Here is a 25,696-nt window from a genome sequence, read left to right as displayed (position 1 = left end):
CAGAGCGCACGTCCAGAGATGCCCCACCGATCGGCCCCGTGCCACGGTCGGTGGACCGCGAACGCCTACCGGAGGGAGTTCCATGACCATGACCGATCGACCCGGCACGATTGCCGGCGCCGCCACCGTCACCCCCGACGACCCGCGCTACGAGAACCTGCTCGACGCCTACAACCACCGGTTCGTGGCCCGGCCGGAGGTCATCCGGGTGCCGACGTCGACGGAGCAGGTCGTCGAGGCGGTCCAGGCCGCGGTGACAGCCGGCAAGCGGATCGTGGTGCGCAGCGGCGGGCACTGCTTCGAGAACTTCAGCGCCCTGCCCGATACGCAGGTGCTGCTCGACCTGTCCCAGCTCGACGACATCTCGTACGACGAGCGGCTTCGCGCCGTGTCGATCGGTGGTGGGGCGAAGCTGGGTCACGTCTACCGGGCGCTGTTCACGCGCTGGGGTGTCACGGTGCCGGCCGGCACCTGCTTCGAGGTGGGCGTGGGCGGGCACTTCTCGGCCGGCGGCTACGGCCACCTGTCCCGCCGCGACGGTCTCGTGGTCGACCACCTGTACGCCGTCGAGGTGGTCGTGGTCGACGACGAGGGCCGGGCGCAGGCGGTGGTTGCCACCCGCGAGCCCGACGACCCGCACCACGATCTGTGGTGGGCCCACACCGGGGCGGGGGGCGGCAGTTTCGGCGTCATCACCCGCTACTGGATGCGTAGCCCGGACGCGACGTCCGACGAGCCGGAGGCGGTCCTGCCGAAGGCGCCGGCCCGGATGCGGCGGCGGGACGTCATGTGGTCGTGGGAGACGATGACCGAGTCGGCGCTCACCACCCTGATCCGCAACTACTGCACCTGGTACGAGCGCAACAGCGCCCCGGACTCCCCGTACGCCCACATGTGGACGAACCTCATCGTCATGCACCGATCGGCGCCGATGTTCGTGATGACCGCGGTGATCGACGAGTCGGTTCCGGGCAGCGACAAGCTGCTCGACGCCCAGCTCGAAGCGATGTGCGCGGGCAGCGGTGTGGAGCCGAGTATGACGGTCGACCAGGTGATGCCGTGGATGAGTGAGTGGATGCCGTCGTACAGCTGGCCCAACGACCCGAAGGGTCGGTACAAGAACAAGGCGGCCTACCTGCGTCGCGGTCTGACCGACCGGCAACTCGCGGCGGTGTGGCGGCACCTGACCCGGGACGACTACGCCAACCCCAGCGCCTGCATCCTGCTCACCGGGTTCGGCGGTCGGGTGGGCGCGGTCGCGCCGGACGCCACCGCCATGCCGCAGCGGGATTCGATCCTCAAGGCCATGTGCAGTGCCGGTATGTGGCAGGACGCCGCCGAGGACGACGTCCACATCGGTTGGGTACGCGAGTTCTACCGAGACCTGTTCGCCGAGACCGGCGGGGTGCCGGTCTGCGACGACCGGACGGACGGCTCCTACATCGGCTACCCGGACGTCGACCTCGCCGACCCCGCCTGGAACACGTCGGGTGTGCCCTGGCAGGAGCTGTACTACAAGGGCAACTACCCCCGCCTGCAGGCGGTGAAGCGGCGCTACGACCCGGGTGACGTGTTCCGGCACGGCCTCTCCGTCGAGCTGCCGGCCTGACCCGTCCACCCGCCCGCCCGCCGTGGGCGGGCGGTGCGCCGGTCGGCCGGTCGACGGCCGGCCGCGTCCCGTCCCGATTTCGTGAGGAGCCGAGCATGTTGCAGGACAAGGTTGTGGTGGTTTCCGGCGTCGGGCCCGGTCTGGGTCGCGCGATCGCCGTGCAGAGCGCCCGCCGGGGCGCCGACGTGGTGCTGGCCGCGCGGAGCGAGTCGGTGCTCGCCGAGGTGGCCGAGGAGGTCGAGAAGGAGGGTCGGAGGGCGTTGGCGGTGCCTACCGACATCACCGACGAGGCGTCGGTCGCCGCCCTGGTCGAGGCCACTGTGGGCACCCTCGGCCGGGTGGACGCGGTGGTCAACAACGCCTTCGCCAATCCGCCCCTGGTCGGGCTGGACGACGTCGACTTCGACGCGGTCCGCGCCGGCTTCGAAACGAACGTCTTCGGCGCGCTGCGGGTGACCCGGCTCTTCGCTCCGGCCCTGGAGGAGAGCGCCGGCTCGGTGGTGATGGTGAACTCCAGTGTCATCCGCGAGTCCAAGCCCTTGTTCGGGGCGTACAAGATGTCGAAGGCGAGCCTGTTGGCCCTGGCCCAGACGCTCTCCGCCGAGCTGGGTCCGCGCGGCATCAGGGTGAACACGGTGGCGCCGGGCTACATCTGGGCCGACGCCCTGCGTGGCTGGTTCGCGCACCTGGCGGGCGAGCGCGGCGTATCCGTGCAGGACGTGTACGACGAGGTGGCCGCGAACATCGACCTGCGCCGCCTGCCCGAGGCGGACGCCGTCGCCGACGCGGTGGTGTTCCTCATGTCCGACCTGGCTCGGGCGGTCAGCGGCCAGTGCCTCGACGTCAACGGTGGCGAGCACCACCACTGAGCCCAGCGCTCGGCGAACGGCCAGGTTCCCCCCGGGGGCCTGGCCGTTCGCCGTGTTCGCCGGCACGGTCCGGTCTGCGGGACCGGCCGCTTCCGGGGCCGTCCCGGTCGGGTCGGGCGGGGCGCGGGCAGACCTCCGCCCCGGGTCATCCGTCGGTGGACGGAGCCCCGGGGCGGAGGCGGCGTACGAAGAGGGGGTCAGGCGCCGGTGGAGGTGGACGCCGGTGGGTTCACCGACGACCCGGCGGGTGCGGGCGAGGTGGGCTGGGCGGCTGGATCGGTGGGGGCGGCGCCGACGGGGTGTCCGCTGCGACGCGGACGGGAGAAGTGCTGCATCATCGGCCGTTCGACGAACGCGTACATCAGCCAGGACAGCAGCACGCAGAGGGCGAGCACGGCCAGGATGAACAGCACCGCCAGCGGCGTGCTGAGCGCCTTGCGTTCGTAGGCGCCCCAACCCGCCCACTGGCCGGCGAGCGCGCCGTGGGTGTTGAAGAGGATGAACAGGTGGATCAGGAAGAAGGCGTAGGAGATCTCACCGAGCCACACCATCGGCCGGCTGCCGGTCGCGGTGCGTCGGCCCTCGTCGTCGGCGACGGCCAGGGCGGCGATGAGCAGGCCCATCGGCACCAGGTAGAGCGCCGAGACGTAGTACGCCGAGTAGGGCGGGAGGACCATGACGGACAGGACGTACGCGGCGACGGTCAGCAGGGCCATCGGCAGCGCGCCGATCCGCGGGAACCGGCCGGCCAGGACGATCTTGGCCAGGATCATGCCGGCGACGAACTCGAACAGGCGCATCGGCGGGAAGAAGTAGCTGATCCACAGCACCGGCCAGGAGTCGGGACCGGCGAAGGGGCTCTTCGGGGTGGCGGGCAGGAACTGCGCGACGACGAGCGGGAGGACCACCGACGCGACTGCGATTCCCGCGAACCAGGCCCAGAGCCGCCGCGGTCGCAGCTGGCCCACCAGCAGGATCAGCAGCGGGAAGCTGATGTAGAACAGCAACTCGACCGAGAGCGACCAGGTGACCCCGTTGATCGAGTACACGATGTAGTCGGAGCTGGGCATCCACGCCTGGATGAGGAAGAGGTTGGCAAACGCCTCGGGTGCCATCAGCGGCACCCCGGCTGCCAGTAGCAGGCCGAGGGAGGCCAGGTAGGCCACGACGTGGTTCGGGACGATCTTGAAGAACCGCCGCCGGTAGAACAACCCGACGGTGTCGTCGCGCCGGGCGACCCAGGTCAGCACGAAACCGCTGAGGATGAAGAAGAAGGAGACGCCCATCTGGCCGGCGTTCTCGACGGCCGTGACGTACCCCTTCTGCACCGACGCGTTGGCGAAGATGCCCAGGTGCTGCACGTGGTTGATGAAGACCAGGAGGGCGGCGAGGAACCGCAGCCCGGTCAGGGAGGGAAGCCGGGTGGGTCTGACGTCCTGTCCAGCTGTCATGGGAGGCTACCTTCGGGAGCGGGATGGATGGCGAACCGCGTCACCGCTCCTGGCGTACGACCTCGCAGCTCCCGTTCGTCAGCGCTGCCGGCGAGGACCGCTCGACGCCAGTTCCGGTCGATGCGGCTGACTGGTTGCTGAAAACTAGCAACGAGGTCACTGACCGCACGTCTTTCAGATTGCGCACCTTGCGCGGGGGCGGATACCCGCCGCGCCGCATTCCCGCCGCGAGCGACGCGCCCGGCGCCGAGCACCAAAAATGGGCCGGTGGAGTGCGTGTTCACACTCCACCGGCCCGCAGTCCGGCGGCGGCTGACCGGGGGGACCTCAGCCGTGCACGCCGGAAGGCTCGTGCCCGATCACACTTACGCGGTCGCCGGTTCCTCCGCGGGGGTCGGCTCGCTCGCCACGGTCTCCTTGTCGCGCTGCCGCATCGTGACGGCGATAAGGATGGTGCACACCACGAAGATGGCGACACCGATCGCCGCCGCCACGTTGAGCCCGGTGGTGAACGCCTCCCGGGCAGCGTCGAGCAACTGCGCGGCGGGCCCGGCCGGCAGCCCGTCGGCCACGGCCGTGGCACCGGCGATCGTCTCCCTGGCGACCGCCGATTCGTCCGCCGACAACCCGGCCGGCACGGCGTCACTCATCTGGCCGCGGTAGATCGCGGCGCCCACCGTGCCCAGCACCGCCATGCCGAGGGTGCCGCCCAGGTTGAGGCTGGTCTCGGACATCGCGGCTGCGGAACCGGCCCGCTCCGGCGGCACCGAGCCCATGATCAGACCGGTGCCGAGGGCGACAAGCGGCCCGTCGCCCAGGAAGATGAGCACGATGCCGAGCACCACGACGACCAATCCGCCGGTCGCGTCCACAAGGGTCATGAGCACGAAGCCGAGCGTCGACATGGCGAGGCCGACGGAGATCACGGTGCCCTGCTTGATCCGCCGGACGAGGACCGGCGCGAGCATCGTGCCGACCGCGATCGAGATGCCCATCGGGGCCAGTGACAGGCCGGACTCGCCCGGAGTCAGGCCGGCGACGCTCTGCACGTACTGGCTGCTGAGCAGGCCGAGACCGGCCATCGCGGCGCCGGTGAACAGCATCGCGGACAGCAGGACGGTGAAGGACCGGTTCTGGAACAGGCTCAGGTCCAGCAGCGGAGACTCCAGGCGGCGCTGCCGCTGGGCGAAGACGACGGCGAAGATCAGGCCGACGACGATGGCGGTGGTCGGCACGAGCGGCTCGGCGCCGGAGTGCACCGCCAACTCCTTCATGCCGTAGATGATCGGCAGGATGGCGGCGAGCGAGAGCGCGACGCTCACCAGGTCGAGACGCCCGGCGCCCGGGCTGCGGTACTCGGGCAGCAGCACCGGACCGACCAGCAGCAGGATCAGCATCACCGGCACGCCGAGCAGGAAGACCGAACCCCACCAGAAGTGCTCCAGCAGGAGGCCGCCGACGACGGGGCCGAGGGCCGAGCCGACGAACTGGCAGGTGGCCCAGGTGGCGATGGCGAACCCGCGTTGCTTGGCGTCCGCGAACATGTTCATGATCAGAGCCAGTGTGGACGGCATGAGCGTGGCGCCCGCGATGCCCATCGCCGCACGGGCGAGGATGAGCATCTCCGCGCTCGTGGAGTAGGCGGCCAGCACCGACGCGGCGGTGAACGCGACAGCACCCACCAGCAGCAACAGGCGCCTGCCGACCCGGTCTCCGAGGGTGCCCATGGTGATCAGCCAGCCGGCGAGCATGAAGCCGTAGACGTCGGTGATCCACAACTGCTGCGTGCCGGAGACCGCGAGGTCGGCACTGAGCTTCGGCAACGCCAGGATCAGGACGCCGTTGTCGATGGCCACCAGCAGCGTGGGCAGGGCCAGCGCAGCCAACCCCAACCACTGTCGGCGTCCTGCCCGCTGGCCCACGGCCGTCAGGGTCGCATCGTGCATGGGAGTTCCTTCCTCGTTCCCAGGGCTGTCTCGGGGCTCGTCCGGGCGCTGGGCGCCAGCGGGACGTCCGCATCTTGTGGACACCGTCCACAAGATGCGGACGATCGTACGCCATGGATGGCGCGGATGGTGCTGATGTCGTCACTCGGTGCGTCGCGTCGCGCGACGGCGGTCCGCGTGGTCCTCCGACCGCGCTCGGCGTCACCCACCGCCGCGCGCCAGGTGCGCCCGGACGTCCTCCATCGACGACAGGTCGGGCACCGTCCAGCCATCCAGGTCGTACTCGTCCAGGCAGGACTCGACGAACGCCTTGTAGCCGTCGAGCTGCCCGTCGGCCACCTGGCCGAGCAGCAGCTCCACCCGGGTGTTCTCGTGGTTGCCGGCGTAGTTGCGCTCGTACAACTCGTGCCGACCCGCGAACTCGGTGCCCACCGCGTCCCAGAGCAGCTTCATCACCTTCACCCGCTCCACCGCGTCCGTGCCGTTCGAGCCGCGCAGGTACCGGTCGAGGTAGGGGCGGACATCGGGGTTGCGGAAGTCGTCCGCCGCAGAGTTGACGTAGATCAGGCCGCTGGCCACGTCCTGCTGGATGATCTCGCGGACCCGCGGATACCCGATCTGCATGAACCAGCGGTACGCCATGCCGTACTGCGGGTTGGGCAGCACCGCGCCGTTACGCCAGGGCACCGGATTGCGCGCGGCGGCGTCGGACAGACCCCAGAACAGGTTGCGCCAGGCAAGTACCTCACCCAGCCGGGCCTGCACGCCCCGGAAGTCCTGGGTGCCGGTGATCTCCAGGGCCTTGGCCAGCAACCCGGCGATGAACTCCAACTTGACGGCCAGCCGGGTGCAGCCGTGGAAGGTGAACCGTTCGACGAACCCCGACCGGCCGGCGAATGTCTGCACCTTGCCGATGTCGCCGTAGACGAAGACGTTCTCCCAGGGGATCAGCACCTTGTCCAGCACGAGGATCGTGTCGTTCTCGTCCAGCCGGGACGAGAGGGGATAGTCGAACGGACTGCCCATCGCCGCGGCGGCTGCCCCGTACGACGGGCGGCAGATCAGTTTCACCCCGGCCGCGTCCATCGGGACTGTCGCCACCAGGGCGAACTCCTTCTTCTTGATCGGCAGACCGTAGTGCGCCACGAAGTTGTAGTGGCTAAGCGCGGAACCCGTGGCCACCACCTTCGCCCCGCTCACCACCACCCCGGCGTCGGTCTCCCGCTCCACGTGGATGAACACGTCGGCGATCTCGTCCACCGGGCGGTTGCGGTCCACCGGCGGGTGCACGATGGCGTGGTTCCAGAACAGCACCCGCTCCTGCGACTCCCGGTACCAGCGGCGGGCGTTGTCGGCGAACGGGTCGTAGAAGTCGGCGTTGGCGCCCAGCGTGCCGAGGAACGACGCCTTGTAGTCGGGGCTGCGCCCCATCCACCCGTAGCTCATCCGGGCCCACGCCGCGATGGCCCGTTGCGCGCCCACCAGATCCTCCGCGCTGTGCGGGGTGGTGAAGAAGCGATGTGTCCAGCCGTCGCTGCCGCTGTCGGTCGGCCCGGTCAGCTCGGCGCGGTGTTGCGGATCATGCAGCGCGTCGTACAGGCGGGCGGTCATCCGGACCGGGTTGCGGAACGCCGGGTGCGTGGTCACGTCGCGGACCCGGTCACCGTACAGATAGATCTCCCGGGAGTCGCGGATGCTCTCCACGTACTCGTCGCCGGTGAGCGGGCGGGTGGACCGGCGGGCCGTGCCGCCGTCCGGCTCCGGGCCGGGGGCCGTCGAGCGCGCCTGGGCGGCCTGGGTCATCGGGCACCTCCTGCGTCGTACTCCACTCGCGCGCGGGCGCCCGCCGACGCCACGATCCGGGCGGGTGGGAAACGTCGGAGAGTGCGCGGCCGTCGTCGGGCGGCCGGAGTGGAGGTTGTCCTCATCCTGGCAGCGGTCCCGGCCGCCACGGGTCTTCTCGATTGCGGCATCGGTCAGGCCGAACGCAGCGGGCCGTCGGCCGCCGACACGACCTCGGCCAGCACCTCGCGGTAGCCGCGGACCAACTCGATGATCGTGCGCTCGTCGTAGAGGTTGCTGTTGTACTGCACGCTGCCCACCACGTCCCCGGCCGGATCGAGGTTGAGCGTCCACAGTGCGCCGTTCGGCACGTCCGAACCGACCTGCTGGGAGAGCAGGCGTCGACGCATCTCCGTCCAGACGAGGTCGCCCACCCACTCGTCGTCGAGCACGAAGGGGAACGGGAAGACCTGGAACACGCAGGCCGCGCCGTCGTCGCCCATCACCGGGAGCATCAGCTCGGGGGCCTCGGCGGCGATCTGCGGGAACGGCAGGTCGTGGCCGTAGCCGTCCAGGCAGGACCGTCGTACGCGGGCCACGACGTCGAGGAACGTCCGGCAGCCCTCGAACCGGGTACGCAGTGGCAGCAGGTTGAAGAACGGGCCCACGGTGTAGGTGAACCGGTCGTCGGCGCGGCCGGGCGAGAACGTCGGCACCACGACGTCGTCCGCGCCGGTCCGTCGTCTCACCAGCACCGTGAAGGCCGCCAGCAGCACCATGAACGGAGTGCTGCGGGTGGCCCGGGCCACGTGGAGCGCCGGTGCGACAAGCGACGAGTCGATGAGGAACCGGTACACGGCGGTGGACTCCGGCAGGCCGGTCGACTTGGGCCGGTCCGTGGGCACCGCGAAGATCCGCGCCTCGCGCAGCTCGTCGCGCCAGTACCGCCGGGCGGGCTCCGCCGACTCCGCAGGCAGCGACCGCTGCCATCGTGCGTACTCCCGGTAGGGGGTGGTGGGCGGCAGGTCGTGGCCCGGGTGTCCGCGTCGGGCGGCGTACCGGTCGGCCAGGTCGCGGGCGAGGACGCGCACCGACCAGCCGTCGGTCGCCGTGTGGTGCACGACGACGGCCAGCAGGGCGTCGTCGTCGTCGAAGCGGATCAGGGTGGCGCGCAGCAGCGGCAGCCGGCCGACCGGCAACTCGCCGGACTCGATCTCGTTGAGCAGCTCCTCCACCCGCAGCTCCCGGGCCTCGGCGTCGAGGCCACGCTCCTCGCGTTCGTCCAGGTCGGGCAGGACGGCGGCGAAGATCTCCTGGTGCGGCTGGGTTTCGTCGCGGACGATCCGGGTCCGCAGGGTCTCGTGGCGGACGACCAGGTCACCCAGGGCCGAACGCAGCGTCGGGCCGTCCACCCGCCCGCGCAGCCGCCAGCCGTGCACGATGTGGTTGTGCGGGCCGAACGGGCCCTCCTCGTCGCCGCGGTCGAAACCGCAGAGGAACTCCTGGTTGTACGACAGCGGAATGCCGCTGAGCAGTGGGCGGCCGGTGGTCACGCTTGGCGCGGTGTCCATCCTGAGGGGCTCCTTCGGTGCGGGGCCCGGGCTCGGCGGGCCTGCGGGGGCCTGCGGGGGAATCCAGCCGACACCGCCTGTGGTGGCGGTCGGCGCGGCCCGACGGCCGGGCGCGCGCCGGCACGGCCGTGGTGACCGCGATCGACGCTACCGGCAGCCCGGGGACGCCCCTTCTCTCAGCGTGCGCAGCGCCGCCGGGCGACCCGGACGGCGGTGCGGTCGCACCCTCGGTCGGCATCGGCGGCGTTGTCCGGCCCCTGCGGCAGACCGCAACCCGGAAGGTGACCGTCCGGCCGGCGCGGTGTGACGCTGGCCGGGCCGCGGACCGGCGGCAGGGCGACCGTCCGCGCCACCCGGCGCGGCGGACGCGACGAGGATCGACGGTGAAGGAGCGTGCTGCCATGGCGGTCGTCAGGGAGCAGGCCGGGTCGGTGCCCGCCTCGTCGCCGGAGCCCGTCCCGAGTCCCACCGAACTGCTCGAACGCGCCCGGGAGCTGGCCCCGCTGCTGGTCCAGCGGCAGGCCGAAACCGAAGACCGCACCTTCTACGCCTCGGACGTGCACGCCCGGTTCCAGCGCGCCGGGTTCCACCGGATGCTGGTGCCGCGCCGCTACGGCGGCTACGAGACAGACATCGGCACCTTCCTCGCCGTGGTTACCGAACTGGCCCGGGCCTGCCCGTCGACCGGCTGGATGTACTGCCTCGGCGCCACCCACGCGGTCGCCGTGGCGACCCTGTTCGACGAGCCCGCCCAGGCGGAACTCTTCGCCGGCGGCGACTTCGTCTGCCCGGCGACGATCGTTCCCTCCGGCACCGCACGCCGAGGCCCGGACGGGCGCTGGAGGGTCACCGGCACCTGGAACTACTGCTCCGGCGCGCCGTACGGCACGCACTTCCTCGGGCACGCGCTGGCCGAGCCGACCGACGGTGGGCCGCCTCGACCGGTGCTGTTCGTGGCACCCCGGCAGCAGTGGCGGCGACTCGACGACTGGGGCGGGCAGCTCGGACTGCGGGGCAGCGGATCGCACAGCATCACCGTCGACGCCGACCTGCCCGCGAGGTTCGTCCTCCCGGACACCCACCTCAGTGAGGTCGACGTGAGCGCAGGCACGCCCGGCCGGACGCTGCACGGCAACCCGCAGTACGGAGGCGGCCCGATCAGCTTCATGGTGTTCGAGGTGGCCGCACTCGCCATCGGCATGGCGTACGGCGCGCTGGACGTCTACGGCGAGCTGATGCGGTCGCGGCGGACCGCATTCCCGCCGGTCGTCGGCCGCGCGGAGGACCCCGACTACCAGATCTGGTACGGCGAGGCCACCGGCATGATCGCGACGGCCGAGGCCGCTCTGCGCGACGCGGTCCGCCAGTGGAACGCGCTCTGCGCCGCCGGACCAGAGGCATTCACCCGGGAGCAGGATCTGCGCCTGGCCACCATCTGCCGACAGGTGATCCGGCTGTGCTGGCAGGCCGTCGAGCGGCACCTGTTCCCGACGGCCGGTTCGAGCGCGGTACGCCACGGTGAGCGTCTGGAACGGATCTGGCGCGACATGTCCATGCTGCACACCCACGCGGGCTTCGCCGTCTTCCTTCCCACCCGGGCCACCCGCGAGTACACCCGGGCCCACTTCGCGGTGGGCTGACACCCCGCGTCGCCGGCCACCGGCGCGCCGGAACCCCCTGGAGGCTGTGGTGACCAATGTCGGTGAGGTGGACGGGCTGACGCTGTTCCCGGCGGACGCCGGATACCGGGCCGCCGTCGAGGTGTTCAACCTTGCGGCTCCCGTACGCCCGGCAGCCGCCGTGACCGCCCGCACGGTCGGGCAGGTGCGCGCCGCGATCCTGGACGCGCGCCGCCGCGGCTGGCACGTTCGTGTGCACTCGACGGGCCACGGCAGCGCCGCCGCGCGGCCGGTCGACGGCGGCCTGCTGATACGCACCCGCCTGACCGGCGGGGTGTCGATCGACCCGCTGGCGCGGGTGGCCCGGGTGCCGGCGGGCACCCGGTGGGGCGAGGTGGCGCAGGCCGCCGCCGCGTACGGGCTCGCCGCGCCGCACGGTTCCTCGCCCACCGTCGGCGTCGTCGGCTATCTGCTGCGCGGCGGAGTCAGTTTCTACGGCCGGCAGGTGGGCCTGGCGGGGAACCGGGTCCGGGCTGTGGAACTGGTCACCGCCGACGGGGAGTACCGCCGCGTGGACGCGGACAACGATCCGGAGCTGTTCCACGCCCTGCGCGGTGGTGGCGGTGGATTCGGCGTGGTCACCGCCGTCGAGGTCGCGCTGCATCCGGTGGCCGCCGTGGTGACCGGCGCGGCGTTCTGGCCGGCGGCCCACGCGCCCGCCCTGCTGGACGCGTGGCGAGGCTGGACCCGGCACGCACCGGACCGGGCGACGACCACGTTTCGGGTGATGAACCTGCCGGCCATCGAGGGGGTGATCCCGTCTGCCCTGTCCGCCGGAACAGTGGTGTGCGTCGACGGCGCGGTGCTCGCGGCCACCGCCGACGAGCTGCCCGACGCCCAGCGGGTGGCCGACGAGCTGCTCGGTCCGCTGCGCGCCGTGGCGCCGACAATCCAGGACAGCTGGACCACCGCCGGGCCGATCGACGTGCTCGCCACCCACCTGGACCCGGCCGAGCCGGTGCCGCTTGTCGGCGACCACATGCTGCTCGACGAGCTGGACGAATCCGGTGCGGCGGCGTTCCTGGCCTCGGTGGGGCCGGACTCCGGTTCCCCCCTGATCAACGCCGAGCTGCGTCAACTCGGAGGGGCACTGGCCGTGCCCGACCCGGACGGCGGCATCCTCGACCATCTCCCCGCCCGCTACGCCTACGTCAGCGGGGGCATGCCGTTCGGTTTGGTGACGGTCGACGACATCCGTGGGCACTGCGCGACCGTGCGCCGGACGCTGACGCCCTGGAACACCGGGCGTACGGCACCTACCTTCGTCGAGACCGTCGACCAGCCGCAGCTGCACCTGGACGCCGACCAGGTCGCCGTGGTCGACCGGGTCCGCCGCCGGGTCGACCCGGACGATCTGTTTCGCCTCGACGTCGCACCGAACGCGTCAGCGGTGCGCTGATCAGAATCCGCCACCGCGCCCGCCCCGTCAGGGCAATTCGGGAGATGTCTCCCGGTGATCCAGGTGGGACGCTTTCTGCAAGTCGGAACACCAATTCGCGCCATTGAAAACTGTCGGGGAAAAGAGGTGCGTGATGCGATTCACCTCCATTCAGGAACGTTTCGCCGCGCAGGTGCTGCGGACGCCGGACGCCATTGCGGTCGTCGACGGCCAGCGCCGCGTCAGCTACCGGGAACTGGACGCCGAGGCCGACCGCCTGGCCGCCCGCCTGGCGGACCGGGGCGCGCGCCCGCAGACCCCGGTGGCGGTGCTGCTGGAGCGCTCGGCCGACGTGGTGGTCGCGTTCCTCGCGACGCTCCGGGTGGGCGCCGCCTATCTGCCGCTGCACCTGGCCCATCCCGACGAGCGGATCCGTCAGATCCTCGACCGCTCCGGTGCCACGTTGGCGCTCACCCACGCCGCCACCGCGGACCGCCCGCTGCCCATCGGGATCCGCACGCTGCGCGTCGACGGAACCAGCGAAGCCGGCGCGCCGCCAGCGGTCCCGGCGCGACCCGACGGCGTCGCGTACGTCATGTACACCTCGGGATCGACGGGGCAGCCCAAGGGCGTCGCGGTGACCCACCGGGGGGTGCTCGACCTGGTGGCCGACCCGTGCTGGGACAGCGGCCGGCACGACGTCGTGCCGATGCTCGCACCGCACGCGTTCAGCGTGTCCACATACGAGGTGTGGGTGCCGCTGCTGCGCGGCGGCCGGGTCGTGGTCGCCCCGCCCGGGGTGCCGGATCCCGCGACCCTGCGGCGGCTGATCCGCGACCACGGCGTCACCGGGTTGCACCTGACCGCAGGGCTGTTCCGGGTCCTCGCCGACGAGGACCCGACCTGCCTGAGCGGGGCACGCGAGGTGCTCACCGGTGGCGACGTCGTCTCGGCCGAGGCGGTGCGCGGGGTCCTGGAACACTGCCCCGACCTCACCGTCCGCGCCACGTACGGCCAGACCGAGGCCACCCTGTTCACGATGCACGCGCCGATGACGGCCTCCACGCCGCCGTCCGGCGCGGTGCCCATGGGCAGCCCGCTGCACGGGGTCGGGCACCGGGTGCTCGACGAGCGGCTGGCGCCGGTGCCGGACGGTGTGGTCGGCGAGCTCTACCTTTCCGGTGAACGCCTGGCCCGGGGCTACCCCGACGCTCCCGACCTCACCGCGGAGAGCTTCGTCGCCGACCCGTACGGCCCGCCGGGGCAGCGGATGTTCCGCACCGGGGACCTGGTCCGCCGGGACGCCGACGGCGTGCTGCACTTCTGCGGCCGGGCCAACGACCAGGTCAAGATCCGCGGTTTCCGGGTCGAGTTGGCAGAGGTGGAGGCGGCCCTGGAGACGCACCCCTCGGTGGCGCACGCCGCGGTCCTCGCGGTGCCGGCGCCGGGCGGTGATCGCCGGCTGGTGGGCTTCGTGGTCCCGGCCGGCGATCCCGTCGACACCGCCGACCTCACCGTGCACGTCGGCCGCCGGCTGCCCGACTACATGACACCCTCGGTCGTCGTGACGCTGGACCGGCTTCCGCTCACCTCCAACGGCAAGGTCGACCGCCGTGCGTTGCCGGTGCCGGAGCTGACCGCTCCGGCCTCCGGCCGCGCGCCGGCCACCGAGCGGGAGCGGGCACTGTGCGAGATCTTCGCCGACGTGTTGGGCATGCCGCAGGTCGGTCCGGACGACAGCTTCTTCGACCTGGGCGGGCAGTCCCTGCAGGCAATGAGGCTTGTCAGTCGGATCCGCTCGGTGCTGGGTCTGGAGGTCACGATCGACGTGGTCTTCGACGCGCCCAGCCCTGCCGCGCTGGCGCGGCACCTGGACCCGGTCGCGGCCTGACCCTTGCGAACCTGAGCCGGGAGAGCATGATGACCAACCCTTTCGACGTCTCCGACGCCATCTTCTCCGTGCTGGTCAACCCGGGCGGCGAGTTGTCGCTGTGGCCGTACCCGATCGACGTCCCGCCCGGGTGGACGGCCGTGCACGGTCCGACGGACCGCGCGACCTGCCGGGCGTACGTCTGCTCGCACGGGGTCGATCCGTGGCCCGGCGGCCAGCCCCGGAACCGCGACCATCCGGCCTGAACCCGCCGCCGGCCGGTTCCCTGAGGAGGAGTGGCACATGACCATCGACCCCCTGCCCGAGACACCGACGGGCGAGGCGCCCGCGCCCGAGCCGGACCTCGTCCAGCTACTCACCCCCGACGGTGACCGGGTGGAGCATCCGGACTACCGACTCGACGTGTCCACCGAGGACCTCCGCGGCCTGTACCGCGACCTGCTGCTGGTGCGCCGCCTCGACGCCGAGGCGCTCGCCCTGGCCCGCCAGGGTGAGCTGGGCGCCTGGCCCTCCCTGCTCGGCCAGGAGGCCGCGCAGGTCGGCTCCGCGCGCGCACTTACCGCCCTGGACATGGTCTTCCCCACCTACCGCGACCACGGCGTCGCCTGGTGCCGGGGAGTACCACCGGCGGACGTGCTGGCCTCGTTCCGCGGCGTCGCGCACTCGGGCTGGGACCACGCCGCCCACCGACTGCATCCGTACGCCATCGTCATCGGCAGCCACGCGTTGCACGCCACCGGCTATGCGATGGGAATCCAGCGCGACGGCGTCGACGAGGCCGCCATCGTCTACTTCGGCGACGGCGCCACCAGCGAGGGCGACGTCAACGAGGCGTTCGTGTGGTCCGCGGCGCAGAACGCGCCGGTCGTGTTCTTCTGCCAGAACAACCAGTGGGCCATCTCGGTGCCGACCGAGAAGCAGTCGCGGGTGCCGTTGTACCGGCGGGCCGCCGGCTTCGGTTTTCCCGGCATCCGGGTGGACGGCAACGACGTGCTTGCCTGCCTGGCTGTCACCCGGGCCGCGATGGAGAACGCCCGGTCCGGCCAGGGGCCGACGTTGATCGAGGCGGTCACCTACCGGATGGGACCGCACACCACCTCCGACGACCCCACCCGCTACCGGGAGCAGGCGGAGCTGGAACGGTGGCGGCTGCGCGACCCGATCACCCGGGTCCGCGCTCACCTCACCCGTACCGGAGCCGCCGACCCGGCCTTCTTCGCAGACGTCGACGCCGAGGTCGACGCGCGGGGCGCGGAGCTGCGCCGGCGATGCCTGGACCTGGCCGAGCCGGCCCCGGACGTCATCTGGTCGCACGTGTACGCCGTCGGGCACCAGCAGCTCGCCGACGAGGTGCGGGCCGACCGGCCGGATGCCGTGGCGGAGCCGCCGCCCCGCGCCGTCGTCGTCGAACCGCCGCCCCCGGTCGCCGGGCACACCACGCGCACGTGGGCGCTGTCGCGAGCCATCAACGAGGGCCTGCGCAAGGCGATGGAGCAGGACCCGGCGGTGTTGGTGATGGGCGAGGACGTCGGTCGGCTGGGCGGGGTGTTCCGGGTCACCGACGGTCTGCAGAAGGACTTCGGGGAGAGCCGGGTGCTCGACACCCCGCTGGCCGAGTCCGGCATCGTGGGTACCGCGATCGGGCTGGCGCTCCGTGGCTACCGGCCGGTCTGCGAGATCCAGTTCGACGGGTTCGTCTTCCCGGCGTTCAACCAGATCACCACCCAGCTCGCCCGGCTGCGGGCCCGGACCTCCGGCCGGATCGCGCTTCCGGTCGTGGTGCGGGTGCCCTTCGGCGGCGGGGTGGGTGCTCCGGAGCATCACGGCGAGTCGCCGGAGGCGTACTTCACCCACACGCCCGGGTTGCGCGTGGTCACCTGCGCGAGCCCCGGCGACGCGTACGCCCTGATCCAGCAGGCCATCGCCTGCCCGGACCCGGTGATCTTCTTCGAGCCGAAGCGCCGTTACTGGGAACGGGGACCTGTCGACACGGACCTCGGACGGGCGCTGCCGTTCGACCGGGCGGCAGTGGTCCGCCCCGGGCGGGACGTCACAGTCCTCACGTACGGGCCGATGGTGAAGACCTGCCTGGAGGCTGCGGAGGCGTCCCCGACGTCTCTGGAGGTCATCGACATCCGTTCGCTCAATCCGCTGGACGAGGAGACGGTGCTGGCCTCGGTGCGGCGTACCGGCCGCTGCCTCGTGGTGCACGAGGCGCCGGTGTTCAGCGGGTTCGGCGCCGAGTTGGCGGCCCGCGTCGCACAACGCTGCTTCTACCACCTGGAGGCCCCGGTGGAGCGGCTCGGCTCCTACTCCGCGCCGTATCCGCCGTCGCGGACCGAGAGCCACTACCTGCCCGGCGTCGACCGCATCCTGGCCGCGGTGGACCGGATGACCGCGGAGTGACAATGGGCGAGCTACGGCACTTCAACCTTCCGGACGTGGGCGAGGGCCTGACCGAGGCGGAGATCCTCACCTGGCGGGTACGGCCCGGGGACACGGTAGCCATCAACCAGATCCTGATCGAGATCGAGACCGCGAAGGCGGCGGTCGAGCTGCCCAGCCCGTTTGCGGGCCGCGTCGCCGAGCTGCTGGTGGCCGAGGGCGACACGGTGCCCGTCGGCACGCCGCTGATCGCCGTCGCCGTCAGCGTCGACTCCGCCGAGATGGACGCCACTTCGGCCGGACCGGCCACGTCGGTCGAGCCGGCCACCGCGCCCGTCGGGCTGGCCGCGTCCCGCGCGTCCGCGCCGGTCGGGGCGGTCGAGCTGGCCGCTGCCGACCCGGCCGAAGACCGCGCGGAGCTCGTCGGCGCCGGCTCGCACCGCGCGCCCGCCCTGGTCGGCTACGGCTTCACCCCGGGTGGGGAAGCCGGCCCCGGTGAGCAGCGCGCCCACCGGCCCCGGCCGTCGGTCGCGCCCGGCGGCAACGCGGTGCAGGCCACACCGCCGGCCCGGCGGCTGGCCCGTGACCTCGGCGTCGACCTGGGTACGGTCGCCGGCACCGGCCCGGCGGGGGCGATCACCCGCGACGACATCAGGCGCGCTGTCGCGCCCGGCACGCCGACGCGCATCCCCGTCCGTGGCGTACGCCGATCGACCGCCGACGCGATGACCCAGGTGGCGGCCACCGTGCCGCACGTGACCACCTGGGTGCAGACCGACGTCACCGCGACCGTCGAGGCGGTGGCCCGGCTGCGCGAGATGCCCGAGTTCCAGCAGCGGCGGGTCAGCCCTCTCCTGTTCGTGGCGAGGGCCCTGCTGCTCGCTGTGGAGCGGCGACCAATGATCAACGCCTGGTGGGACGAGCCCGCCCGGGAGATCGTCCTGCGCGACCACGTCCACCTCGGCATCGCCGTGGCGACCGAGCGCGGGCTGCTCGTACCCAAGGTGAAGGACGCCCACGCGCTGCGGCTGCCGGCGCTCGCCGCGGCGATCGAGAACCAGGTGGACACCGCGCGCGCCGGGCGGTCCACCCCCTCCGACCTGACCGGCGGCACCATCACCATCACCAACACCGGAGTGTTCGGAGTGGACGGTGGCACGCCCCTCACCAACGTCGGTGAGTCGGCGATCCTCGCGGTGGGCCAGATCCGCGACATGCCGTGGGTGCACGAGGGCGCGCTCGCCGTACGCAAGGTCACCACGTTGGCGCTCTCATTCGACCACCGCGTGGTCGACGGCGACCTCGCCTCCGGTGTGCTGCGCGACGTCGCCGACCTGCTCGCCGACCCGGTCCGGATGCTGGCCCGGTGTTGACCGTGAGCGGGCCGACGCGGTGGCTGCGGGTCGAACCCCGCTACGGCGGGCCGCCCGGTGCGGGCAACGGCGGCTGGACGTGCGGTCTGGTCGCCGCCGCCCTGCCCGCGCCGCCGCCGGTGCCGGAGGTGACGCTGCACAGCCCCGCCCCGCTACACGTGCCGCTGGCGTTACGCGGGGGCACCTCGGGAGCCGTCCTGCACACCTCGGGTGGCCGGCTGGTCGCCACTGTCGTACCCAGGGGGGAGGACATCCCCGCGGTGCCGCCGGCCCCCCTCGACGCCGCCGACGGGTGGGTGGCCCGGCACGGGGCGCACCACCTGCCCACCTGCTTCGTCTGCGGCCCCCGGCGTCCGGACGGCCTGCGGATCCGGCCCCGGCGGACGCCAGACGGCGGTATCGCCGCCACCGTGGTGCTGCCGGTCGACGGGGTGCCGGCCCGGCTCGCCGTGTGGGCGGCGCTGGACTGCCCGGGCGGGTGGACCGTGATCAAGGCTGGTCGGACCCACCTGTTGGGTCGGCTGGCGGTCGTCGTCGACCGTCTGCCCGGGGCCGGCGACGTGTGCCTCGTGGTCGGCCGGGCCGTCCGCGTCGAGGGTCGCAAGGCGTTGGTGCGCACCACGCTGTACGGCGCCGACGGAGCGGTGGCCGCCCGTGCGGAGGCCACCTGGGTGTCGGTCGGGCGGTGAGGCCCGCACCGCACGCACAGAGATGCGACTCCGCCCGGCCGACCCGAATCATGACTCAGGAACGAGCGAATTCCGTAAATGCCGAAACGGCGGGGGCGGACGCAGTGCACAACTGTCCTCGGAAGGGAGAACGACAGCGATGAGCGGCAGAACCGTCGTGGAGTTCTGGCTCCATTACTACAACACGCCACATTTCCTGGATCAGACCCGGGAAATGGCGGCAAGCTTCAACGCCCGGCATCCCGAGTACGAGGTCGTCGTCACCGGACACGACTTCCACGACCTGCCGCGGGTGGTGGCCGAGGCCGCCGACCGGGGTGTCGCGCCGGCGGTGGCCCAGATCTACCTCACCGCCACCCAGGAGGCACGTGACATGGTGGACACGGCGGGTCAGCCGCTGTTCACCTCGGTCACCCGCGCGATCGCCGGCCGGCGGGAGATCCTGGGCGAGGCGGTAGTGCTCGACGACGTCCTGCCGCGGGTCCGCGACTTCTACACGGTCGACGGTGATCTCGCCTCGATGCCGACCCTGGCGTCCACCGCCCTGCTGTACGCCAACACCACGATGCTCGCCGCCGCAGGCGTCACCTCCGTCCCGTCCACCTGGGCCGAGGTGGCGGCGGCGTGCAAGTCGGTGGCCGCCCTGCCCGACGGCCCGGAGTACGCCATCACCTGGCCCAACCACGGCTGGATCTTCCAACAGGCGATCGCCCAGCAGGGCGGCCTGTTGGCCGACCACGACAACGGCCGGTCCGGACGGGCCCGCACGGTCGACCTGTCCTCCCCGGAGATGCTCGCGTTCGTCGGCTGGTGGCGACAGCTGCACCGGGACGGCTACTTCCTCTACACCGAGGACATGGACCCGAGCACCTGCTGGGGTGGCACCTTCATGGCGTTCGCCGAGCAGCGGGCCGCGCTCACCGTCAGCTCCTCGGTGGCCGCGCCGCACCTGGTGCAAGCCGGCCGGGACGGTGGCTTCGACGTGGTTGCCGCCCGACTGCCGCACAACGAGGCGGCGCCGTACGTGGGCAACCTGATCGGCGGGGACTCCCTCTGGCTCACCGCAGGCCTCGACCCGGCGGTGCAGGACGGCGCCCTGGCGTTCATGCAGTACCTCAACAGCCCGCGCAACGCGGCCGACCGGCACCGGGTCAGCGGCTACCTGCCGATCACCCTCAGCGCTGTGGACCTGCTGGAGCGGGAGGGCTGGTTCGCGCAGAACCCGCACGCCCGCGTCGGTGTCGACCAGCTCGCCGCGTCCGGGTCTTCGCCGGCCGCCCGGGGCGCGCTCTTCGGCGACTTCGGCGGCATGCAGGACGTGAACGCGCGAGCCATGCACGACGTGCTCCTGCACGACGCCGACCCGGCCGAGCGCTTCACCCAGGCGACCGAGGAGGCGCAGCGACTCCTCGACGAGTACAACGCCCACTGCGTCGCCGCCGACGGCACCCGCCGCAACCCGCCCTGCCTGCGCGTCTCCTGATCTCCACCCACCGGTCGCCCGGCGGCAGCCCGCCGCCGGGCGACCGACTGTGCTCCCAGCACCCGCGCCGCGGCGCGCGGCGCGGGTGAGGTGGGTTCAGGCGAGGGTAGGCAGATCGGGGCGTAGTGCTGCCGCTCCGCCGAGATAGACGTGCAGGAGGCCGTCGCGCGGGCGGTCGGTGTGCACGTGTGCCAGCAGCCGGATGATCCGGGGCGGGGCATCGGGTACGCCGATCTCGGTGGCGCACAGCAGGGGCACGTCGTGCAGGCCCATCCGGCGGGCAGCCGTGGCCGGAAAGGCGGTGCGCAGGTCCGGAGTGACGGTGAACAGGACGCTGATCAGGTCGTCCCCGGTCAGCCCGTTGCGTTCGAGGACTGCGGTGAGCAGCTCGACGGTGGCCTGCGCGATGTCATCAGGGCTGTCGCGGGGCACCTGCACGGCGCCGCGTAGCGCCCGTACCGTCGGCCTGGTCTCGGGTCCGGTCGGACCGCTGCGGCGCGCGGACACGGATTCTCCTCTCCACGCCGGCCGTTGCACGCCGGCGTCGCCAGGGGCCGTCAGGACGGCGCCCGGCTCCGAGCGGAACCGGGCGCCGTGACGGGCGGGATCGAGGCGGTCAGTCGCCGACGGTGAACTGGCCGGGAGTGCGGCCGGCTCCGGCCGGGCCCCGGTACGCCTGGGCGATGTTCAGCCACTGGTCGGCGTCCGGTCCGCTGGCCACCAGGGACAGGTCCTGGCGGTGCCGCCGGCGGGTCACCAGGAGGCAGAAGTCCGCGGCGGGCCCGCTGATCCGCTGCTCCGCGTCGGCGGGCCCGAACTCCCACTGCTGCCCGGACGGGCCGGTGAGCGACCAGTGGAACTGCACGTCCGGCGTGGACAGGCCGCGGGCCTGGTAGCCGAAGTCCCACGTGCGGACGGCGAATCCGACGAGGTGACCGATCCGGTCGGTGTACTGCCGACGTACCGCCAGAGCGTCGGCGATGTCCTGGCCGTGACCGAACAGCTCCATCATGCCGGCGGCGGCCAGCACCGGGGCCGGCAGTGGCCGGACCAGCCAGGGCACCATCTCACCGGCCGGCACCGCGGCGAGTGCCTTTTCGGCGGTGGCGCGTTCGGCACGCCACCGGTCGAGCAGGGTCGCCGGTGGCTCGGCGAGGTACGGCGCCATCGCGGCGTCGACGTTGGCGTCGAAGTCGCTGCTGAGGCGGGCGGTCATCGCCCGGAAGACCTCGGGCTCGGCCGCCGCCGTCCCCGCGAGTCGGAACGTCGCCGCGAGGTGGGCGATCTGGTGGGCGATGGTCCAGCCGGGGGCGGGGGTGGGGCGCGACCATTCGGCCGGGTCGAGGTCGGCGACGAGACGGTCGATGTCGTCGCCTTCGGCCGTGAGGTCGGAAATGACGTCCTGCTGGGTCACGGGTCGGTCCTTCCGCTCGTCGGGCAGGGACGGTGGCCTCGGCGGGTCGGTCCGGTCGAGGCCACCCGGCCCGTCACAGATAGAGGGTGTTGGGTTCCAGGCCGCAGGCGATCCGCCCGTACAGCTCGAGGTTGGTGTTGGGGTGCATGATGGCGTGCAGGTTGAGGGTCTGCACGTCCCTTTCGATGCGCTGGATCGGCACCGTGTTGTAGATCGACGAGCCGCCGCTGGCCGTGTTCAGGATGTCCACGGCCTCCTTGGTCCGCTGGCACGTCGCACCCAGGTCGAGCCGGGTACGGGCGCGCTCCTCCAGCGTCCACTGCTCGGACCGGGCGGCCTTGCCGTCCAGCCGGTCCGCCGCCCGGTAGGCGTGGAATTCGGCCTCGTCGAGTTTGGTCGTCGCCTCCGCTACCTGAAGGTGCGTCAGCGGCGCCTCCGCCTGACTTTCGTAGCTGGTGTAGGTGATCTTGCGGCCGGGCAGTCGCTCGAAGAAGGCGTCCCGTGCGGCGCGGCCGAGGCCCAACGCGGTGGCCCCGATGGTGGTGCAGGCGGTCGGCATGAACGGCGCCTGGAAGACCGGCGAGGAGGCGTTGAGGACCGACCGGTGGACGCCCTGCAGGACCGGGCCCATCGGTAGTACGCGCGCCTGCGGCACGAAGAGGTCCTTCGCCACGGTGGTCACGCTGCCCGAGCCGCGCAGACCGGCCGTGTGCCAGTCGTCGATGATCTCCAGCTCGGAGATCGGCACGGCAACCATGATCGGCTCGTACTCGCCGTTCGGGTGGGCCAGGACCGCCGCGTTGGTGTTCCACGAGCTCTGCTGGACGCCGCTGTTGAACGACCACTTGCCGTTGAGGACGATGCCGCCGTCGGCGGGTACGCCGACCGCGGACGGACTGAGGATGCCGCTGATCCGCACGTCCGGCACGGAGAAGATCTCGTCCTGCACCTCGTCGGGGAACAGGCCGGCCATCCAGGTGCTGATCGCCCAGACTGACAGGGTCCAGGACGTCGAGCCGTCGCCCCGGGCGATCTCGGCGATCACCTCCACGACGGTGCGCATGTCCGACTCGTAGCCGCCGTAGCGGGTGGGCACCCGCATCCGCAGCAGGCCGGCGTCGGTCAACGCCTCGATCGTGGTGTCGTGCAGGCGGCGGTTCTCCTCCTGCCAGAGGGCGTTCTTCTGAAGCAGCGGCGCAAGCTCGGCGGCGCGGCGCACGAGCTCCGCCCGGGGCGGGGCGTTGGTGAGATCCACAGAATGCTCCTTCGGGTCACGGCGTGGGCAGGACATGGTGCGGCGCGTCGATCGGCGGGCGGGACGGGTTTCGCGGGGAAGACGTGTGGCGGAGGAACCCGTGCCGGCCGGTGCGCGCCGATCCGCATCACGACCTTGGCACCGGGCCTGTTCCCGCCGCACCTTCCGACGTGCGGACGTGCCGGTGCGGTGCCGGTCGTCGACGATCGCGCTGGTCGCGGGTGGACGCACCGGCTGTGGACACGGCGACAGGGGGTACGACGGCGGGTGGCTGCGCGACCGTGGCCCGACGCCTGACGAACGCGGCGAGCACGGCGGCGCACAGCAGGACGACGGCGACCAGGGTGAGCGTCGCCCGCGCCGCCGGCAGGAAGGCGTCGGCGAACGCGTCCGCCGCCGCCGTCGAGAACCGCTGTGCCGGGCCGGCGGCGAGACCGGGCGGCGGACTCACCCCACCGTGCTGGCCCGCGCCCAGATTCAGTCCGTGCGCGGCGGCCCGTTCGAAGCCGTCCACGAAGGCGGGACGCAACTCCGGCGGCAGTTGCTCGGCGCGGGCGGTGACGCTGGCGTGCAGTCCGTCGACCAGCCGGTGCTGGAGCAGCGCGCCGGCGACCGCGGCACCGAGCACCCCGCCCACCTGACGCGCGGTGTTGAGCACGCCGGACGCCGCCCCGCCCAGCACTTGTGGTACGGCCCGCATCGCCTCGGTCGTGGTGGGTGCGATGGCCGCCCCCATCCCGACCCCCACCAGCATCAGCGGTAGCACGAACGTCGCCGGGGTGGCGTCCGTCCCCGGGACGACGGCCACCGCGAACACCCCGGCCGCGAACGCCGCCAGCCCGACCATCAGCAGGAGCCGACCGCCGACCCGGTCGGTGAGGCGACCGGCGACGGGGGCCACGGCGCTGAGTGTCAGCGTCCACGGCAGCGCGGTGACCCCGGCCAGCAGCGGGCTCATGCCGAGCAACGTCTGGGTCTCGATGACGAAGACCAGCAGGAAGCCGTAGAGCGCGAACGACGTGCTCATTGTGATGACGACCGCGACGGTGAAGGTACGGTCGCCGAACAGTCGGGTCGGCACCAGCGGTGCGCGGTGCCGGCGTTCCCAGCCGACGAAGACGAGCAGCATCACCACGCCGGCGACCAGGATCATCGGCACCGTCACGGCGCCGATCGCCGGACCCCAACTCAGTCGTTCGCCCTCGACCAGCGCGTAGGCGACGGCGACCAGACCGGCCGTGGCGAGCAGCACGCCGACCGGGTCGAAGCCGGACGGGCGGGGTGATCGCAGATCCGGCACCAGCCGTAGCGTGGCCACCACCCCGGCGACGCCGAGCGGAATGTTGATCAGGAAGATCCAGCGCCAGCCGAGGTCGGTCAGGAGCAGCCCGCCCAGCGTGGGTCCGCTGACCGCCGCCAGCCCGGCCACGGCGGTGAAGATGCCGAACGCGGCTCCCCGCCGGGCCGGCGGAAAGATAGCGGAGATGAGCACCAGCGCCTGGGGCAGCAGGGTGGCCGCCGCGAGACCCTGCACGGCCCGGGCGGCGATCAGCTCACCCGGGGTCCGCGCCGCCCCACACAGCAGGGAGGCCACCGCGAATCCGGCGAGTCCGGCGACGAACACCCGGCGCGGGCCCAGCAGGTCACCCAACCGGCCGGCGACGATGAGCAACGACGCCAGCGCCAGGAGGTAGGCGTTCAACACCCAGAGGATCTCGTCGATGCCGGTGTCGAGATCGCGCATGATCTGCGGTGCTGCGGTGTTGACGATGCTCGTGTCGAGCAGGATGAGGAAGTTGCCCAGGCACAGCACCGCCAGCGCGACCCACGGATTGCGCCGCGCGGCGGGCTCGCTCACCGGCCGGCCTCCTCGACCCGTGCCTCGGACACGGCGACCAGATCGGCGCGGAGCCGCAGCCCGACCTGCCGAGCGGCGGCCAGGCTCGCCCAGGACGTCAGGTCGATAAGCGTGGCGTCGGCCGGCTGCTGTTGCCGGAACGCCTCGACCTCCCGTTCGGTGACCCGATACGAGGCGAGCGCCGTCAACAGGGCCAACTCGCCGGCGGCCCGGTCGCCAGGTGGAAGCTCGGCGACAGCCTCGGTGATCCGGTGCCGTTCAGTTGGGCCGGGCGGCGCGGTGCCCCGGACCAGGTGGGTGAGCACCAGCGAGCGGACCCGGACCGGCACGCTGCGTTCTCCCGCCGCGTCGATCGCCGCCGTCCGGGCCACCGCGTCGGCGATGGTGGCGTGCCCGTCCGCCCACGCAAGGTCGGGTGGCGAGGCTTCCGGCGGCAGCGGCGGCAGAACGGTGCCGGGCACGACCCTCCGGCGGGCGAGCGGGCCGAGGAGCCGGGCGGCCATCCGGCGCGAGCGGTCCGCGCCGAGCCGGCGCATCGGCGCGGGCACCGGCGAGTCCGGCAGGAAGATGTTCACCATCCGGTTGAGATAGTGGAACGCGACGGCGACGCCGATCAGCTCCGCCGCGTCGGCCGGCGCGAACGGCGGGGTGGGGCGACCCTCGATCTGGCCGCTGGCCCGCGCCCACCGGGCCAGTGCCCTCGTCCCGGCGTCGGGGAGGTCGTCGATCCGGTCCGCCGCCAAGACCGCGGCGTCGCGGTCCGTTCCGGCCAGTCCGGTCAGTGCCGCGCCGTGTACGTCCACGCAGTACGGGCAGGCGTTGCCGACCGACACCGCCGCCGCGACGAGTTCCTTGGTCGCGCGGCTGACGGTCCCCTGGGCGAGCAGTGTCTCGCGCAGCAGGGACCAGCACGCGGCGAGCACGTCCGGTGCGGCGGCGTGCAGCGCGACAGGTGTGGCAAGCATGCCGAAATCCCGCTCCATCTGCCGGTACACAGTGCGCACGAGGCCGGTGGCCGCGTGCGGTGGCACCGGGGCGACGTAGCGGATCTGCCTCATCGCAG

Annotated in this window: 19 protein-coding genes and 1 pseudogene; 11 read left to right on the top strand and 9 right to left on the bottom strand. The window is 72.3% G+C overall.

Translation table 11 applies throughout. The annotated features are described in order from the left end of the window. The first annotated feature begins 88 nt into the window (after positions 1-88). On the top strand, positions 89-1,609 hold the full coding sequence (locus ADK66_RS28450; protein WP_053660980.1) for an FAD-binding oxidoreductase: 1,521 nt from the start codon (positions 89-91) through the stop codon (positions 1,607-1,609). Positions 1,610-1,704: 95 nt separating this feature from the next. Then, positions 1,705-2,478, top strand: a complete 774-nt coding sequence (locus ADK66_RS28445; RefSeq protein ID WP_053660741.1) for an SDR family oxidoreductase — start codon at positions 1,705-1,707, stop codon at positions 2,476-2,478. Between the two features lie 197 nt (positions 2,479-2,675). Here ADK66_RS28445 and ADK66_RS28440 read toward each other — a convergent pair whose 3' ends face one another. From ADK66_RS28440 to ADK66_RS28425, 4 genes are all read right to left on the bottom strand, one after another. Further along, a complete protein-coding gene (locus tag ADK66_RS28440) occupies positions 2,676-3,929 on the bottom strand; it encodes an acyltransferase (protein WP_053660740.1) in 1,254 nt (417 codons plus the stop codon). 365 nt (positions 3,930-4,294) lie between these two features. Then, entirely contained in the window at positions 4,295-5,875 is a 1,581-nt protein-coding gene (locus ADK66_RS28435; protein WP_053660738.1) for an MFS transporter, read from the bottom strand. 201 nt (positions 5,876-6,076) lie between these two features. Continuing rightward, complete coding sequence (locus ADK66_RS28430) at positions 6,077-7,678, bottom strand: 4-hydroxyphenylacetate 3-hydroxylase family protein (RefSeq protein ID WP_053660735.1); 1,602 nt, start codon at positions 7,676-7,678, stop codon at positions 6,077-6,079. A gap of 173 nt (positions 7,679-7,851) precedes the next feature. After that, on the bottom strand, positions 7,852-9,228 hold the full coding sequence (locus tag ADK66_RS28425) for a condensation domain-containing protein (RefSeq protein WP_053660733.1): 1,377 nt from the start codon (positions 9,226-9,228) through the stop codon (positions 7,852-7,854). 401 nt (positions 9,229-9,629) lie between these two features. Between ADK66_RS28425 and ADK66_RS28420 the strand changes: the two genes are divergently transcribed. The 9 genes and pseudogenes from ADK66_RS28420 to ADK66_RS28380 all read left to right on the top strand — a co-directional run bounded on the left by ADK66_RS28420 (position 9,630) and on the right by ADK66_RS28380 (position 20,106). Next, positions 9,630-10,868: an acyl-CoA dehydrogenase family protein gene (locus tag ADK66_RS28420; protein WP_053660731.1), complete on the top strand. Its 1,239-nt coding sequence runs from the start codon at positions 9,630-9,632 to the stop codon at positions 10,866-10,868. A 49-nt stretch (positions 10,869-10,917) separates the two neighbouring features. Beyond that, on the top strand, positions 10,918-12,306 hold the full coding sequence (locus ADK66_RS28415; protein ID WP_082377734.1) for an FAD-binding oxidoreductase: 1,389 nt from the start codon (positions 10,918-10,920) through the stop codon (positions 12,304-12,306). A 133-nt stretch (positions 12,307-12,439) separates the two neighbouring features. Next, on the top strand, positions 12,440-14,176 hold the full coding sequence (locus tag ADK66_RS28410) for a non-ribosomal peptide synthetase (protein ID WP_053660728.1): 1,737 nt from the start codon (positions 12,440-12,442) through the stop codon (positions 14,174-14,176). Positions 14,177-14,205: 29 nt separating this feature from the next. Beyond that, the gene (locus ADK66_RS28405; RefSeq protein ID WP_053660976.1) at positions 14,206-14,421 is read left to right on the top strand and encodes an MbtH family protein; all 216 of its coding nucleotides are present in this window, start codon (positions 14,206-14,208) and stop codon (positions 14,419-14,421) included. 37 nt (positions 14,422-14,458) lie between these two features. Further along, positions 14,459-15,535: pseudogene (gene pdhA, locus ADK66_RS28400) on the top strand (pyruvate dehydrogenase (acetyl-transferring) E1 component subunit alpha); the annotation flags it as partial. A 93-nt stretch (positions 15,536-15,628) separates the two neighbouring features. After that, positions 15,629-16,582, top strand: coding sequence for an alpha-ketoacid dehydrogenase subunit beta (locus tag ADK66_RS28395; protein ID WP_255353061.1), 954 nt, complete (start codon positions 15,629-15,631; stop codon positions 16,580-16,582). 2 nt (positions 16,583-16,584) lie between these two features. Then, the gene (locus tag ADK66_RS28390) at positions 16,585-17,934 is read left to right on the top strand and encodes a dihydrolipoamide acetyltransferase family protein (protein ID WP_197281664.1); all 1,350 of its coding nucleotides are present in this window, start codon (positions 16,585-16,587) and stop codon (positions 17,932-17,934) included. Between the two features lie 2 nt (positions 17,935-17,936). Continuing rightward, positions 17,937-18,623: a hypothetical protein gene (locus ADK66_RS28385; protein WP_082377716.1), complete on the top strand. Its 687-nt coding sequence runs from the start codon at positions 17,937-17,939 to the stop codon at positions 18,621-18,623. Positions 18,624-18,762: 139 nt separating this feature from the next. After that, on the top strand, positions 18,763-20,106 hold the full coding sequence (locus ADK66_RS28380; protein ID WP_053660724.1) for an extracellular solute-binding protein: 1,344 nt from the start codon (positions 18,763-18,765) through the stop codon (positions 20,104-20,106). 96 nt (positions 20,107-20,202) lie between these two features. On the opposite strand, the gene aroH is transcribed toward ADK66_RS28380, so the two are convergent. The 5 genes from aroH to ADK66_RS28355 form a co-directional block, all read right to left on the bottom strand. Then, positions 20,203-20,613, bottom strand: coding sequence for a chorismate mutase (aroH, locus tag ADK66_RS28375; RefSeq protein WP_053660722.1), 411 nt, complete (start codon positions 20,611-20,613; stop codon positions 20,203-20,205). Positions 20,614-20,722: 109 nt separating this feature from the next. Beyond that, the gene (locus tag ADK66_RS28370) at positions 20,723-21,520 is read right to left on the bottom strand and encodes a TIGR03084 family metal-binding protein (RefSeq protein ID WP_053660720.1); all 798 of its coding nucleotides are present in this window, start codon (positions 21,518-21,520) and stop codon (positions 20,723-20,725) included. Positions 21,521-21,593: 73 nt separating this feature from the next. Next, on the bottom strand, positions 21,594-22,811 hold the full coding sequence (locus ADK66_RS28365; protein ID WP_053660718.1) for an acyl-CoA dehydrogenase family protein: 1,218 nt from the start codon (positions 22,809-22,811) through the stop codon (positions 21,594-21,596). Between the two features lie 91 nt (positions 22,812-22,902). Then, positions 22,903-24,633, bottom strand: a complete 1,731-nt coding sequence (locus tag ADK66_RS28360; RefSeq protein ID WP_053660716.1) for a DHA2 family efflux MFS transporter permease subunit — start codon at positions 24,631-24,633, stop codon at positions 22,903-22,905. Next, positions 24,630-25,691 carry a carboxymuconolactone decarboxylase family protein gene (locus ADK66_RS28355; RefSeq protein WP_231640231.1) on the bottom strand — a complete coding sequence of 354 codons (1,062 nt, stop codon included), beginning with the start codon at positions 25,689-25,691 and terminating at the stop codon, positions 24,630-24,632. Before ADK66_RS28355 ends, ADK66_RS28360 begins: the two co-directional genes overlap by 4 nt. Positions 25,692-25,696 lie beyond the last annotated feature (5 nt).

It is taken from the genome of Micromonospora sp. NRRL B-16802 (genome assembly GCF_001279555.1).
GTDB classification, from domain to species: Bacteria; Actinomycetota; Actinomycetes; order Mycobacteriales; family Micromonosporaceae; genus Micromonospora; species Micromonospora profundi.
The sequence above is the reverse complement of the archived record's forward strand: the minus strand, read 5'-3'. Positions and strand labels throughout refer to the sequence as shown.